This is a genomic window from Pedococcus sp. P2_E2 (assembly GCF_056403955.1).
In genome coordinates, this window is the sequence record NZ_JBFUEM010000001.1 from 1,121,562 (window position 1) to 1,134,252 (window position 12,691).

14 protein-coding genes are annotated in these 12,691 nt (G+C 71.1%); 2 read left to right on the plus strand and 12 right to left on the minus strand.

Annotation, left to right across the window (positions count from 1 at the left end; all coding sequences use genetic code 11):
* Nucleotides 1-14: 14 nt before the first annotated feature.
* The 12 genes from AC1DWR_RS05340 to AC1DWR_RS05395 form a co-directional block, all read right to left on the minus strand.
* Nucleotides 15-614: an acVLRF1 family peptidyl-tRNA hydrolase gene (locus AC1DWR_RS05340; RefSeq protein ID WP_477612845.1), complete on the minus strand. Its 600-nt coding sequence runs from the start codon at nt 612-614 to the stop codon at nt 15-17.
* The gene (locus AC1DWR_RS05345) at nt 548-877 is read right to left on the minus strand and encodes a metal-sulfur cluster assembly factor (protein WP_477612844.1); all 330 of its coding nucleotides are present in this window, start codon (nt 875-877) and stop codon (nt 548-550) included. The genes AC1DWR_RS05340 and AC1DWR_RS05345 overlap by 67 nt, the downstream gene beginning before the upstream one ends.
* Nucleotides 874-1,401 (minus strand): Fe-S cluster assembly sulfur transfer protein SufU, encoded by a 528-nt coding sequence (gene sufU, locus AC1DWR_RS05350; RefSeq protein WP_477612843.1) that lies wholly within the window; start codon nt 1,399-1,401, stop codon nt 874-876. Before sufU ends, AC1DWR_RS05345 begins: the two co-directional genes overlap by 4 nt.
* Complete coding sequence (locus AC1DWR_RS05355; RefSeq protein ID WP_477612842.1) at nt 1,401-2,699, minus strand: SufS family cysteine desulfurase; 1,299 nt, start codon at nt 2,697-2,699, stop codon at nt 1,401-1,403. Before AC1DWR_RS05355 ends, sufU begins: the two co-directional genes overlap by 1 nt.
* A gap of 29 nt (nt 2,700-2,728) precedes the next feature.
* The gene (sufC, locus tag AC1DWR_RS05360; RefSeq protein WP_477612841.1) at nt 2,729-3,487 is read right to left on the minus strand and encodes a Fe-S cluster assembly ATPase SufC; all 759 of its coding nucleotides are present in this window, start codon (nt 3,485-3,487) and stop codon (nt 2,729-2,731) included.
* A 24-nt stretch (nt 3,488-3,511) separates the two neighbouring features.
* Nucleotides 3,512-3,868: a non-heme iron oxygenase ferredoxin subunit gene (locus AC1DWR_RS05365; RefSeq protein ID WP_477612840.1), complete on the minus strand. Its 357-nt coding sequence runs from the start codon at nt 3,866-3,868 to the stop codon at nt 3,512-3,514.
* A complete protein-coding gene (gene sufD / locus AC1DWR_RS05370) occupies nt 3,865-5,067 on the minus strand; it encodes a Fe-S cluster assembly protein SufD (RefSeq protein ID WP_477612839.1) in 1,203 nt (400 codons plus the stop codon). Before sufD ends, AC1DWR_RS05365 begins: the two co-directional genes overlap by 4 nt.
* The gene (gene sufB / locus AC1DWR_RS05375) at nt 5,064-6,485 is read right to left on the minus strand and encodes a Fe-S cluster assembly protein SufB (protein WP_477612838.1); all 1,422 of its coding nucleotides are present in this window, start codon (nt 6,483-6,485) and stop codon (nt 5,064-5,066) included. Before sufB ends, sufD begins: the two co-directional genes overlap by 4 nt.
* Nucleotides 6,482-7,279: a helix-turn-helix transcriptional regulator gene (locus AC1DWR_RS05380; protein ID WP_477612837.1), complete on the minus strand. Its 798-nt coding sequence runs from the start codon at nt 7,277-7,279 to the stop codon at nt 6,482-6,484. The genes sufB and AC1DWR_RS05380 overlap by 4 nt, the downstream gene beginning before the upstream one ends.
* A 59-nt stretch (nt 7,280-7,338) precedes the next feature.
* Nucleotides 7,339-10,377 carry a helix-turn-helix transcriptional regulator gene (locus AC1DWR_RS05385; protein WP_477612836.1) on the minus strand — a complete coding sequence of 1,013 codons (3,039 nt, stop codon included), beginning with the start codon at nt 10,375-10,377 and terminating at the stop codon, nt 7,339-7,341.
* A gap of 13 nt (nt 10,378-10,390) precedes the next feature.
* Nucleotides 10,391-10,585 carry a hypothetical protein gene (locus AC1DWR_RS05390; protein ID WP_477612835.1) on the minus strand — a complete coding sequence of 65 codons (195 nt, stop codon included), beginning with the start codon at nt 10,583-10,585 and terminating at the stop codon, nt 10,391-10,393.
* Between the two features lie 105 nt (nt 10,586-10,690).
* Nucleotides 10,691-10,864, minus strand: a complete 174-nt coding sequence (locus AC1DWR_RS05395) for a hypothetical protein (RefSeq protein WP_477612834.1) — start codon at nt 10,862-10,864, stop codon at nt 10,691-10,693.
* Between the two features lie 168 nt (nt 10,865-11,032).
* Here AC1DWR_RS05395 and AC1DWR_RS05400 point away from each other — a divergent pair, with 168 nt between their 5' ends.
* Both AC1DWR_RS05400 and AC1DWR_RS05405 read left to right on the plus strand, forming a co-directional pair.
* The gene (locus tag AC1DWR_RS05400) at nt 11,033-11,743 is read left to right on the plus strand and encodes an ABC transporter ATP-binding protein (protein ID WP_477612833.1); all 711 of its coding nucleotides are present in this window, start codon (nt 11,033-11,035) and stop codon (nt 11,741-11,743) included.
* A complete protein-coding gene (locus AC1DWR_RS05405) occupies nt 11,740-12,513 on the plus strand; it encodes an ABC transporter permease (protein WP_477612832.1) in 774 nt (257 codons plus the stop codon). Before AC1DWR_RS05400 ends, AC1DWR_RS05405 begins: the two co-directional genes overlap by 4 nt.
* Nucleotides 12,514-12,691 lie beyond the last annotated feature (178 nt).

The following is a 12,691-nucleotide window of genomic DNA, read 5'->3' on the forward strand; positions in this document are numbered from 1 at the left end:
CATCATGCGACAGATCAGTCCTGGATCGTGATGCGCACCGCGCGGCCTCGGTAGAGCGCGTCCTCGAGCACCGCCCGCCGGGGGTCCGGCAGGTCGTAGAGCTCACGGCGTGGCAGCGCGTCGAGGTGCGCGAGCCTGGGGTCGTCGAGGACGGCGCGGACCAGCGCCTTGTCGCCGCCGACCACCAGACCGGTTGGTATGCCGCGCGGCAGGATCCGCAGCGTGTGCTCGGCGACCGCACGGACCAGCTCGTCGGCCTGGTTGCCCCGTCGCCGCGCGAAGCGCTGCTGGGACCAGCCACCGGCAGCCGTGCGGGACTGCACGTGTCGTGTGCCCACCTTGGACTCGGTGAAGGTGGCCCCGTGCGCCAAGCCCACGGCATACCCACCGCGTCGGATGAGGAGCACGCCCAACGGGTCGTGCGAGAACTCGTCACGTCCCGTGATGAGCTGCGGCGTCGCCGAGCCCTCGTTGTTGGCGGCGAACCGCTCCAGCCAGCCGTCAAGCCGTTCGGGGGCGACGTCGACGACTCTCGGCCTGGGACCGGTCAGAGGTTGAACCCCAGGGCGCGCAGCTGCTCGCGACCGTCGTCGGTGATCTTGTCGGGGCCCCACGGCGGCATCCAGACCCAGTTGACGCGGTAGGACGCGACCAGGCCCTCGAGGGCCTGCTGCGTCTGGTCCTCGATGACGTCGGTCAGCGGGCAGGCCGCCGAGGTGAGCGTCATGTCGAGGACGGCATGCTTCTGCGCGTCCACCGTGATGCCGTAGACGAGGCCGAGGTCGACGACGTTGATCCCGAGCTCGGGGTCGACGACGTCGCGCATCGCCTCTTCGACGTCCGCGACGTTGGGGGAGGCTGTGCTCGTCTCACTCATGACTTGTCCTTGCTGGTTGCCGTGTCGGTGCTCGTGTCGCTGTTCGTGCTGCCGGTCGTGCTGCCGGCTGTGTCACTGCTCTTGGTGTCATGGCCTGCTCGGTGCAACGCGTCCGTGAACGCCATCCATCCCAGCAGAGCACACTTCACCCGCGCCGGGTACCTGCTGACCCCCGCAAAGGCGACCCCGTCACCGATGACCTCCTCGTCGCCGGGGTCGGCACCCTTGGAGGTGAGCATCGTGCGCATCGCCTCGTGCGTGGTCATCGCCTCGGCGACGGTGTGCCCGATGACCTCGTCGGCCAGCACACTGGTGGAGGCCGTGGAGATGGAGCAGCCCAGCGCGTCGTAGGAGATGTCCTTGACGACGGCGTCGCTGCCGCTGCCCTCGACGTGCACGCGCAGGGTCACCTCGTCGCCGCAGGTCGGGTTGACGTGGTGGACCTCGGCCTCGAAGGGCTCGCGCAAACCGGCGTGCAGCGGGCGCTTGGAGTGCTCGAGGATGAGCTCCTGGTAGAGGTCCATCAGCTCGCCACCCCGAAGATCGCCGGGACGCGGTCGAGCGCGTCGAGCAGCGTGTCGACCTCAGCCGGCGCGTTGTAGGCCGCGAGGGTGGCCCGCGTCGTCGCGGTCACGCCCATCCGGCGGTGCAGCGGCCAGGCGCAGTGGTGTCCGACGCGGACTGCGACTCCCTGGTCGTCCAGCACCTGCCCGACGTCGTGGGCATGCACCCCCTGCACGTCGAAGGCGACGGCACCCACCCGGTCGACCGACTCGGCGGGACCGACGATGCGCACCCACGGCCGCTGCGCGAGGCCCGCCAGGAGTCGCTCGGTCAGCGCGTGCTCGTGGGCCGCGATGCGGTCCAGGCCCAGCTCGTCGAGGTAGTCGATGGCGGCGCCGAGCCCGACGGCTTGCGCCGAGTTGGGCGAACCGGCCTCGAAGCGCTGGGGCGGCGGTGCGTAGGTGGTCGCCTCCATCCGCACGGTCTCGATCATCGAGCCGCCGGTGATGAAGGGCGGCATGGCGTGCAGCAGCTCGCCGCGACCCCACAGCACTCCAACCCCGGTGGGGCCGAACATCTTGTGGCCGGAGAAGGCCGCGAAGTCGACACCGAGGTCGGCCACGTCGAGCGCGAGGTGGGGTGCCGACTGGCAGGCGTCGAGGACCGTCAGGGCACCGACGGTCCGGGCGGCGGCAGCGAGCTCGCGGACCGGGTTGATGGTGCCGAGGACGTTCGAGACGTGCGTGAACGCGAAGACCTTGGTGCGGTCGGTGAGCAGCTCCCCCAGCGCCGGGCCGTGCACCCCGTCGAGGTCGAGGCGGCCCTCGTCGGTCACCCCGACCCAGCGCAGGGTCGCGCCGGTGCGCCGGGCGAGCTCCTGCCAGGGCACGAGGTTGGCGTGGTGCTCCATCTCGGTGACCAGGATCTCGTCACCCTCACCGAGGTCGAGCCGAGGATCCTTGGCTTGTCCCGCAACGGAGTTCGAGAAAGCGTAGGCCACGAGGTTCAGGGACTCGGTGGCGTTCTTGGTGAACACCACCTCGTCGTCCGCTCCCCCGACGAACCGCGCAGCCTTCGCGCGGGCGCCTTCGTAGGCGTCGGTGGCTTCCTCGCTGAGCTGGTGCGCCCCGCGGTGCACCGCGCTGTTGACCTGCTCGCTGAAGGCGCGCTCGACGTCGAGCGCACCGGCATACCGCTGCGACGTGGCACCGGAGTCGAGGTAGACCAGCGGCTTCCCGTCGCGAACGGTGCGCGACAGGATCGGGAAGCCGGCCCGGATGCGGGCCAGCTCCCCGTCGCTGAAGGTCGTTGCACTCATGGGGTATGCCGCGTGGCTGGGTGTGGCGCTCAGGCCTGGGTGGCGAGGTAGCGGTCGTAGCCCTCGGCCTCGAGGCGGTCGGCCAGCTCGGGGCCGCCCTCCTCCACGATCCGGCCGTCGACGAAGACGTGCACGAAGTCGGGCTTGATGTAGCGCAGGATCCGCGTGTAGTGCGTGATGAGCAGGACGCCGACCTCGCTGTTCTGCTTGGCCCGGTTGACACCCTCGGAGACCACGCGCAGGGCGTCGACGTCCAGGCCGGAGTCGGTCTCGTCGAGGATCGCGATGGACGGCTTGAGCAGCTCCATCTGGAGGATCTCGTGGCGCTTCTTCTCGCCACCGGAGAAACCCTCGTTGACGTTGCGCTCGGCGAACGTCGGGTCCATCCGCAGCGCCTCCATGGCGCCCTTCATGTCCTTGACCCAGGTGCGCAGCTTGGGGGCCTGGCCGTCGATGGCGGTCTTGGCTGTGCGCAGGAAGTTGCTGACGGTCACGCCGGGGACCTCGACGGGGTACTGCATGGCGAGGAACAGGCCAGCGCGGGCGCGCTCGTCCACCTTCATGGCCAGCACATCCTCACCGTCGAGGGTGACGGTGCCGCCGGTGACCGTGTACTTGGGGTGGCCGGCGATCGAGTAGGCCAGCGTGGACTTGCCCGAGCCGTTGGGGCCCATGATCGCGTGGGTCTCGCCGGACTTCACGGTCAGGTCGACCCCGCGCAGGATCTCCTTGGTGCCGTCCTCGACGTCGACGGTGACCGTCAGGCCACGAATCTCAAGTGTTGCCATGGTTTTCTCGTTTTCCTTCTGTGGTCAGGCGTTCAAGGGGGTCGGGCTGACGAAGACCTCGTCGTTCTCGACCCGGACGGGGTAGACGTTGATCGGCACGATCGCGGGCGGCCCGGAGGGCTCGCCGGTGCGGATGTCGAACCGGGAGCCGTGCAGCCAGCACTCCAGCGTGCAGCCGTCCAGCTCACCCTCGGACAGGGAGACGTTGGCGTGGCTGCAGGTGTCGTCGACCGCGTGGATCTCGCCGCTCTCGGTGCGGATGATCGCCATGATCGTGCCGTTGATGTCCGCGGCAGCCGCGCCCCGCTCGGGGAGCTCGTCGACGCGGCAGACGCGCACGAACTCGGCCTCGTCGGGCACCAGCTCGGAGACGGCGCTCACGCGACGTCCTCGATCGCCGCGATGCCGGGCACCGCGCCGAGCTCGGCGTCGATGACCTCCATGAGGTGCTCGGAGATCTCGGGGACCCCGATGCGGGCGACGATGCTCGCGAAGAAACCGCGGACCACCAGCCGGCGGGCGACGTCCTCCGGGATGCCGCGTGCCATGAGGTAGAACAGCTGCTCGTCGTCGAAGCGGCCGGTCGCAGAGGCGTGTCCGGCACCGACGATCTCGCCGGTCTCGATCTCGAGGTTCGGGATGGAGTCGGCGCGACCACCCTCGGTGAGCACGAGGTTGCGGTTGAGCTCGTAGGTGTCGGTGCCCTCGGCGCTGGCACGGATGAGCACGTCACCCACCCAGACGGTGTGGGCGGTGTCGCCCTGGAGCGCGCCCTTGTACTCGACGTTGGAGTGGCAGTGCGGCGCCTCGTGGTCGACGAAGAGGCGGTGCTCCTGGTGCTGACCGGCGTCGGCGAAGTAGACGCCGAGCCCCTCGAAGGAGCCACCGGGGCCCGAGTAGCGGGCGTTCGTCGAGACCCGGACGACCTTGCCGCCGAGGGTCACGGCGATGTGGCGCAGGCGGGCGTCGCGACCGATCAGGGCGTCGTTCTGGGTGACGTGGTGGGCGTCGTCGTCCCACTCCTGCACCGTGACGAAGGTCAGGTCCGCGCCGTCGCCGACCTTGAGCTCGACGTTGGCCCCGCACTCGGCCGACCCGCGGTGCGTGAGCACCACGGTGGCCTTGCTGTGGCGCCCGGCGTCGATGACGAGGTGGCCGTTGACGCGGGCGAAGTCCGTCGCGGTGACGGTGATCCGCACCGGCTCGGCGAGCTCCGACTCGGCCGGGATGGACACCTGGGTCGCCTGCGCCTCACCGGCCCACGCGACCGCGGCGGCGCGGTCGGCGGGGACCAGCACGCCGGCAGACCTCGGGTCCACCAGCGAGGTGGTCACCTCGGCTGGCGCCTGGATGTCGACGGTGACCTTGTCGGCCTGGGTGGGCGCGACCTGGAAGAGTGCGGACAGCCGGTCCACCGGGGTGAACCGCCACGCCTCCTCTCGGCCACCGGGGACGGCGAAGTCGTCCACGGCATACGAGGTCTTGCGCTCGGCCCTCGACTGGTCGGGGACGAATGCGGCGGCGGAGTCCTCGTGGGACCCCGCCGGCGCTTCGGGGTTCTTCTGGGCCAGCAGGCTCAACCCACTGCTCCTTCCATCTGGAGCTCGATCAGGCGGTTGAGCTCGAGGGCGTACTCCATGGGCAGCTCACGCGCGATGGGCTCGACGAACCCGCGCACGATCATGGCCATGGCCTCTTCCTCGGTCATCCCGCGGGACATGAGGTAGAACATCTGGTCCTCGGACACCTTGGAGACGGTCGCCTCGTGGCCCATCGTCACGTCGTCCTCGCGGATGTCGACGTAGGGGTAGGTGTCCGAGCGGCTGATCGTGTCGACCAGCAGGGCGTCGCAGACCACGCTCGAGCGGGAGCCATGGGCACCCTCGAGGATCTGCACGAGTCCGCGGTAGGACGTGCGCCCGCCGCCACGGGCCACCGACTTGGAGACGATGGTCGAGGAGGTGTTGGGGGCCGCGTGCACCATCTTGGCGCCGGCGTCCTGGTGCTGGCCCTCACCCGCGAAGGCGATGGACAGCGTCTCACCCTTGGCGTGCTCGCCGAGGAGGAAGACCGCCGGGTACTTCATGGTGACCTTGGAGCCGATGTTGCCGTCGATCCACTCCATCGTCGCGCCCTCGGCCGCGGTCGCCCGCTTGGTGACGAGGTTGTAGACGTTGTTGGACCAGTTCTGGATGGTCGTGTACCGAACGCGGGCGTTCTTCTTCACGATGATCTCGACGACCGCGGAGTGCAGCGAGTCGGACTTGTAGATCGGCGCGGTGCAGCCCTCGACGTAGTGCACGTAGGAGCCCTCGTCGGCGATGATCAGCGTGCGCTCGAACTGGCCCATGTTCTCGGTGTTGATCCGGAAGTAGGCCTGCAGGGGGATGTCGACGTGGACGCCCGGCGGGACGTAGATGAACGAGCCACCCGACCAGACGGCGGTGTTGAGCGCGGCGAACTTGTTGTCACCGGCGGGGATGACCGACGCGAAGTACTCGCGGAACAGGTCCTCGTGCTCGCGCAGGCCGGTGTCGGTGTCGACGAAGATGACACCCTTTTCCTCCAGGTCCTCACGGATCTGGTGGTAGACGACCTCGGACTCGTACTGCGCCGCGACACCGGAGACGAGGCGCTGCTTCTCGGCCTCCGGGATGCCCAGCCGGTCGTAGGTGTTCTTGATGTCCTCGGGGAGCTCGTCCCACGAGGTCGCCTGCTTCTCCGTCGACTTCACGAAGTACTTGATGTTCTGGAAGTCGATGCCGGTGAGGTCGCTGCCCCAGTTGGGCATCGGCTTCTTGCCGAACAGGCGCAGCGACTTCAGCCGCAGGTCGAGCATCCACTGGGGCTCGCTCTTGCGGCCGGAGATGTCGCGCACGACGTCCTCGTTGAGGCCACGCTTGGCCGTGGCGCCAGCGGTGTCGCTGTCGGCCCAGCCGTACTCGTAGCGTCCCAGGTCCTTCAGACCCGGGTTCCGCTCCTCGATGTTGGTGCTCATCGCGTGGCCCCTTCTGTTGGTGTAACAGGTGTTGGTGTGACAGCAGTCGTGGTGGTGGTTGTGGTGGTCGTGGCGGGCTTGGAGGTGACGGGCTTGCTGGTCGGGACGAACGTCGTGCAGACGTGGTCTCCGTGGGCGAGCGTCGCCAGGCGCTGCACGTGCACGCCGAGCAGCCGCGAGAACGCATCAGTCTCAGCGTCACAGAACTGCGGAAATTCCCGAGCCGCGTGCTGGACGGGGCAGTGCCCCTGGCACAGCTGTATGCCGGTGAACGGGCTCGTGGAGCCCGGCTCGCCCACGGGGCGGGCCGAGGCGGCGAAACCGTCGCGCGTGAGGGCGCCGACGAGGGCGTCCACGCGAGCGGCGGTGCCGGGGCCGGCGGCAGCCAGCTCGGCGGCATACCGGCCCTCGAGCTCGGCCACGCGTGACTCGGCGAACCGGCGCACTGCGTCCTGGCCGGACTCCCGCGACAGGAACCGTAGGGCTTCGGTGGCCAGGTGGTCGTAGTCGGACTCGAGGCCCTGGTGGCCCGCGTCGCTCAACACGAACGAGCGTGCCGGGCGGCCGCGACCGCGAACACCGGGGGCCACCTCGTGCGTGGCGATGAGGCCGGCGTCCTCGAGGTTCTCGAGGTGACGACGCACGGCGGGGGCGGTGAGCCCGAGGTCCAGGGCCAGCGTCGCGGCCGTGATGGGACCGCGTTCGCTGATCACCTGGAGGATCCGGTCGCGCGTGCGTGACTCCAGGACCGCAGGGGCCCCGTGGGTCGTCGCGACGGACACCGGGATATTCACAACGCCGATGTTACGTAAATACCCGGCGCAAGGGAAAGCAAGGTGAACCTAACCCTCGCTCAGCCCAGCAGGCCACGCTCTCGCGCGACGGCCACCGCCTCGCCCCGGCCGGCCACCCCGAGCTTGGCGATGATGTTGGACACGTGCACGCTGGCGGTCTTGGCGCTGATGAACAGCTGAGTGCCGATCTGCCGGTTGCTGCGGCCGAGGGCGACCAGCGCGAGGATCTCGGCCTCACGGCTCGTGAGGGCCTCACCGAGCCGTGAGGCCGCCTTCGGCGTGGTCCGGACTCCCCCACCGAGCCGGATCTCGGCCCGGAGCGGTTCGGCTCCGAGCCGCTGGGCCACCTCGAGCGCGGCCTTGAGCTCGTCCGAGCCGCGCGGGTCGCCGGTCGACTTCAGGATGGTGCCGAGGCGGGCCCGTGAGCGCGCTGCCTCGTAGGGATGCCCGTAGGCGTCGAAGGTGTCCACCGCGTCCTGCCAGGCCTCGACGAGGGGCGCGGGGTCGACCTCGGCTCCCCCGAGCCACTCCAGCCGCAGGGCCTCGGCCCGGGCGCGCGCCCTCCAGGCGGTGGACTCGGGTCCGTCGTTGCCGGGCCGCGTCGTCGCGCGGTCCCAGACCTGCGATGCGGACTCGGCCAGCTCGGCGCCCCGTGACAACAGGGCTGCGCGATCCGAGGTCGGCACCCGCTGGATGTGGCTGCCCAGCTGGCCGAGCAGCAGGGCGTCCAGCCGCAGCTGACCCTGGAACAGGGGGTACCAGACACGGTTCAGCACGTCGACCACCTCGTCGTGCACCCTGATGGCAGAGGCGAGGTCGTCGGCGTGACCGTAGAGGTCGATGGCGGCGCTGCCCGCCAGCAGAGGGACCAGGCCCTCCTGTTCCCACCACGGCCGGGACGCCTCGTACCCCGCCACGGCAGAGAAGTCCCCCTGAGCCGCGGCGACGTACATCCGCGCCCCCATGAGCATGGAGCGGGCGGGCTCGGGCGGGACCTCGCTCGAGACGTCGAGGATCTCGAGGGCCTCCGACCACCGGCCCCGTTCGTAGGCGGCGATCCCGGCGAGCAACCGGCCGTCGAAGGCATAGGGGGCCCAGGGCCGCCCCGCACCGCGGGCGCGCTCGACCCCACGCCGGTAGACGTCGACCGCCTCGTCGAGGCGTCCCGCGCGGTGGTGCAGCCAGCCGAGGTGGTGGTAGGCCCGGACCTCGGCAGGGTCGCCGGGAGTCCTGGAGGTCGCGATGATCCGCTCGAGGGTGGCCCGGGAGGTCTCGGGATCGCCGGCGCGTTCGAGGATGCGCGCCTCCACGACCCGCACCTCGTCGGCCACGTCGTGCAACCCGGACGCCTCGGCGGCAGCGACTGCCTCGTCGACGGCGGCGATCGCCTCGCCGTCACGCCCACGGTCGGCGAGGGCCTGCACCTTGGCCGCGAGCAGCCGGGCCCGGATCTGGGGGTGTTCCTCGTCGACACCGTCGAGCAGGCCGAGGCCCTCTTTGGTCGCCGCCAGCGTGTCGAGCGTGCTCTCGGTGATCCGCGCCGTCGTCGCCAGGGCGGCCAACAGCTCGGCACGCCCGGCCGGGTCGGCTCGTGGGCCTCGGCGGGCCAGTCGCTCCTCGAGCAGCTCGAGCGCCTTGAGGACGCGCCCGACCGCGGTGGCGGCCGCGGCCGCTCGCAACGTCACCGCGTCACAGTCGGGGTCGCTCTCGGGCATCAGCGCCAGGGCGTTCTTGAAGTGGCGGAAGGCCTCCTCCGGCCCGGCCATGCGCAAGGCGGAGTCGCCCGCCTGCACGCTGGCCTCGCGCGCCTGCTCGCGCTGGCCCGCAGCGGTGGCATGCCGGGCCAGCTCTGCCCAGGTGCCGAGCGAGCGGTCCTGCGCCAGGGCGGCGGCATACCTCTCGTGGGCACGGACCCGCTCGCCGGGCAACAGGTCGTCGTAGACCGTCTCGCCCAAGAGGGCGTGGCGGAAGGCGTAGCCGCCGGTGTCCGTGGGGACCAGGACGTGGTGCTCGACCGCGTCTCGCAGGCCCGCGTCGAGGTCGGCCTCGCCGAGACCGGCGACGGCCGCCAGCAGCCGGTGCGACACGTGGCGTCCGGCGGCCGAAGCCACCCGGACCACGTGCTGCCCCGAGGTCTCGAGCTGGTCGAAGCGCACGAGCAGCAGTCGGGACAGGTCCTCGGCCAGGCCGGACCCCCCGAGCGCCGTCGCGGCCACCAGTTCCTCGGTGAAGAACGCGTTGCCCTCGGCCCGCTCGACCACCTGACGCACCTGGTCCTCGGGCAGCGGCTGGGACTGCAGCCCTCGGACCAGCGCTCGGACGGCGTCGTCGCCGAGCGGGGCGAGGTCGAGCCGCTCGACCTCGGCCAGCCGGGACCAGTGGGCGAGCGTGGTCCGCAACGGGTGGCGCCGGTGCAGGTCGTCGCTGCGGTATGACGCCACGATGCTCACCCGACGGGCGAAACCCCTCGTGAACAGCAGCGTCAACAGGTCGCGGGAGGACTGGTCGGCCCAGTGGACGTCCTCCACCACGAGCAGGATCGGCGCGTCGGAAGCCAGGTCGTCGAGAGCGGCGTGGACCGCCTCGACGAGGTCGCCGCGGTCGAGCGCCGCATCCGCGGCCTCGTCGGGGTTGGGATCGGTGCGGCGGGCGGGGACCAACCGGGACAGCCCCGGGTGCGCCTTCAGGACGCGGTCGAGAACGTCCGGCGAGGTGCTCTCGAGTCGCCCGAGGACCTCGATGAACGGCAGGTAGGGCAGCGACTGGCCGGCCTCACCCAGACAGTGCCCGACCAGCACCGTCCAGTCCTGGGCCCTGGCGCGCGCCGCGACCTCGGCGAGGATGCGGGTCTTGCCGATCCCGGCATCACCGGACAGCAGCACCAGGCCCGTGCCTGACGGACCGTCGATGCCGAGGAGCGTGGCGAGCCTGGTCGCCTCGTCGTCACGTCCGACGAACAACCCGGCAGCCGAACGCTCGAAACCCACGACACCGATTATGTCGGAGGGCTCCGACAGGGTGTCGTGGGTTTCGGCGTGGTGGGCTTCGGCTGGGTGACGGTCGCCGCGGTGGGTGTCGACGTCGAGCGTGGTCGCCATCGGGCGGCCGCCGTCAGGCGACCCGAGCCGAGCCGGTGCGGGCGGCGCCCTGACCGTGACGGTGCGAGTGCACGACCCGGCCGAGGGCGGTGCGGATGGCGTGGCCGTGGTGCCGTGCGGGGACGGCGCTGGCCAGCCCGGTCGACAGCCTCTCGGTGCGCCAGGCAACCTCGGCGGCGACGAACAGCGGGTCTGCGTTGATGCTCATGCTGTGCTCCTTCTGGTGGTGGTGTGTCCTCAAACCTGACCGTCTGAGGCAGGCGTTCACATGGGGCGGGTGCCTTATCTGTGGCCGCACCTGCCTCAGGGGGCCTCAGACCGGGCGCGGGGTGTGGCGGACCGACTGCCCCAGCGGCCGCGGCAGGTGCCAGTCGCGGCGCCTGCGCGTTGGCCGGGGCTGGCGGCGGGCGAGGTTGGCGCCGGACAGGCTCTCCTGCTTCCACTGCTGCTCGGCGAGGACGATGTACGGGTGGGCGGTGAGACTCATGGCCGTGCTCCTTCGTGCCTTGGTATTCCTCGTGGTTGATGCCTCCACAGTTCGCCTCTGAGGCACCCCTCCACATGGGGAAGTCGCCCATCCCTCGATCGACACGCGACTGTTCTGAGGTGCCCGGCCCCCCTCAGGGGTGCTGCGTCCCGGACCTAGACTCAGGGCGTGCCACCCGCTGTCCTCGTCTCCGGTCTCGCCAAGCGCTACGGCAGCGTGGTCGCCCTGGACGGCGCCTCGTGGCAGGCCGAGCGCGGTGCGGTGACGGCAGTGCTGGGGCCCAACGGCGCCGGCAAGACCACGATGGTGGAGTGCTGCGAGGGGCTGCGCCGGCCGGACGCGGGTCAGGTCCGCGTGCTGGGCACCGACCCGTGGAACGCCGGCCCCGCCCACCGTGCACGAGTCGGCGTGATGCTCCAGGACGGCGGGCTGCCCGCATCCGCCCGTCCACTGCGGCTGCTGCGCCACCTCTCGTCGATGTATGCCGCGCCCGCGCCCCTCGACCCCCTCGTCCAGCGCCTCGGGATCGACGAGTTCGCCGGCACCTCGGTGCGTCGGCTGTCCGGGGGTCAGCGGCAACGCGTGGCGCTGGCGGCAGCCCTGGTCGGTCGTCCCGAGGTGGCGTTCCTCGACGAGCCCAGTGCCGGCCTGGACCCGCACGCACGCCTCGACGTGTGGGAGCTCGTGCGGTCCCTGGCCGACGGGGGCGCGGCAGTCGTGCTCACCACGCACTCCTTCGAGGAGGCCGAGCGGCTGGCCGACCACATCGTCGTCGTCGCCGCCGGTGCCGTCGTCGCCCAGGGGTCGCTCGACGCCGTCACCGGCGGGGACCGGCTCGAGGACCGCTACTTCGCCCTGACGGGGAGGTCGGTCGCATGACCGCCGCCTCCGCCCCCACCGCGCAGGCTGCGCCGGCGGCGCCCGCTGCCCGGGTCCTGGCCCAGGCCCGGTTCGAGGCGGTGACGCTGCTGCGCAACGGAGAGCAGCTGCTCGTGGCCGTCCTCCTCCCGGCGGCCGTACTCGTGGCCCTCGTCCACGCGCAGTCCATCTCGCTCGGGGACGGGCGCCGGGTCGACCTGGCCGTTCCGGGTGTCCTCGCGCTGTGCGTGATCTCCTCGGCCTTCACCGGCCAGGCCATCGCGACCGGCTTCGACCGCCGCTACGGCGTGCTGAGACTGCTCGGCGTCACTCCGCTCGGCCGCACGGGGCTGGTGCTCGCCAAGGCCGCCGCGGTGCTCTGCGTGGTCGCTGTGCAGGTGGTCGTCATCGGAGCGCTGGGGCTGGCGCTCGGCTGGGAGCCGACGCTGCGCGGCATACCCGCGGCACTCCTCTCCCTAGTGCTGGGAACGTGGGCCTTCGTGGCTCTGGCCCTGCTCCTGGGGGGCACGCTGCGCGCCGAAGGCGTGCTGGCCGTCGCCAACCTGCTGTGGGTCGCCCTGCTCGCCCTCGGTGGGGTCGTCATCGCCGGCACCGAGCTCCCGGACAGGTTCGCGAGCGCCGTTGCCCTGCTGCCGTCGGCCGCGCTCGGTGACAGCCTGCGCGCCGCGCTGGTCGAGGGTCGGATGCTGCCGGGCGCCTGGCTCGTGATGACGCTCTGGGCGCTCGCGGCGACGGTGCTGGCACGCCGGTTCTTCCGCTGGAGCGACTGACTGGTGGCGCCGGCCCTGGTCCAGCACACCACCGTCACCAGGGCCAGCAGACCCACGAGCCACCACGGTCGCGCCGTCGCCACCGCCACCACCAGGAGCGTCGCGTACCCCGCCGCGACCCCCGCCCGCCACGTGTTGGTCTCCATGCGTCCAGTCAGCCAGCCCACCGCGGCCAGCA

Bases quoted from the DNA above. Each gene is read 5' to 3' on its own strand.
- sufC (WP_477612841.1), bottom strand. From the start codon at position 3,487: ATGGCAACACTTGAGATTCGTGGCCTGACGGTCACCGTCGACGTCGAG.
- AC1DWR_RS05395 (WP_477612834.1), bottom strand. From the start codon at position 10,864: ATGAGTCTCACCGCCCACCCGTACATCGTCCTCGCCGAGCAGCAGTGG.
- AC1DWR_RS05405 (WP_477612832.1), top strand. From the start codon at position 11,740: ATGACCGCCGCCTCCGCCCCCACCGCGCAGGCTGCGCCGGCGGCGCCC.
- sufU (WP_477612843.1), bottom strand. From the start codon at position 1,401: ATGGACCTCTACCAGGAGCTCATCCTCGAGCACTCCAAGCGCCCGCTG.
- sufB (WP_477612838.1), bottom strand. From the start codon at position 6,485: ATGAGCACCAACATCGAGGAGCGGAACCCGGGTCTGAAGGACCTGGGA.
- AC1DWR_RS05390 (WP_477612835.1), bottom strand. From the start codon at position 10,585: ATGAGCATCAACGCAGACCCGCTGTTCGTCGCCGCCGAGGTTGCCTGG.
- AC1DWR_RS05385 (WP_477612836.1), bottom strand. From the start codon at position 10,377: ATGGCGACCACGCTCGACGTCGACACCCACCGCGGCGACCGTCACCCA.
- AC1DWR_RS05355 (WP_477612842.1), bottom strand. From the start codon at position 2,699: ATGAGTGCAACGACCTTCAGCGACGGGGAGCTGGCCCGCATCCGGGCC.
- AC1DWR_RS05345 (WP_477612844.1), bottom strand. From the start codon at position 877: ATGAGTGAGACGAGCACAGCCTCCCCCAACGTCGCGGACGTCGAAGAG.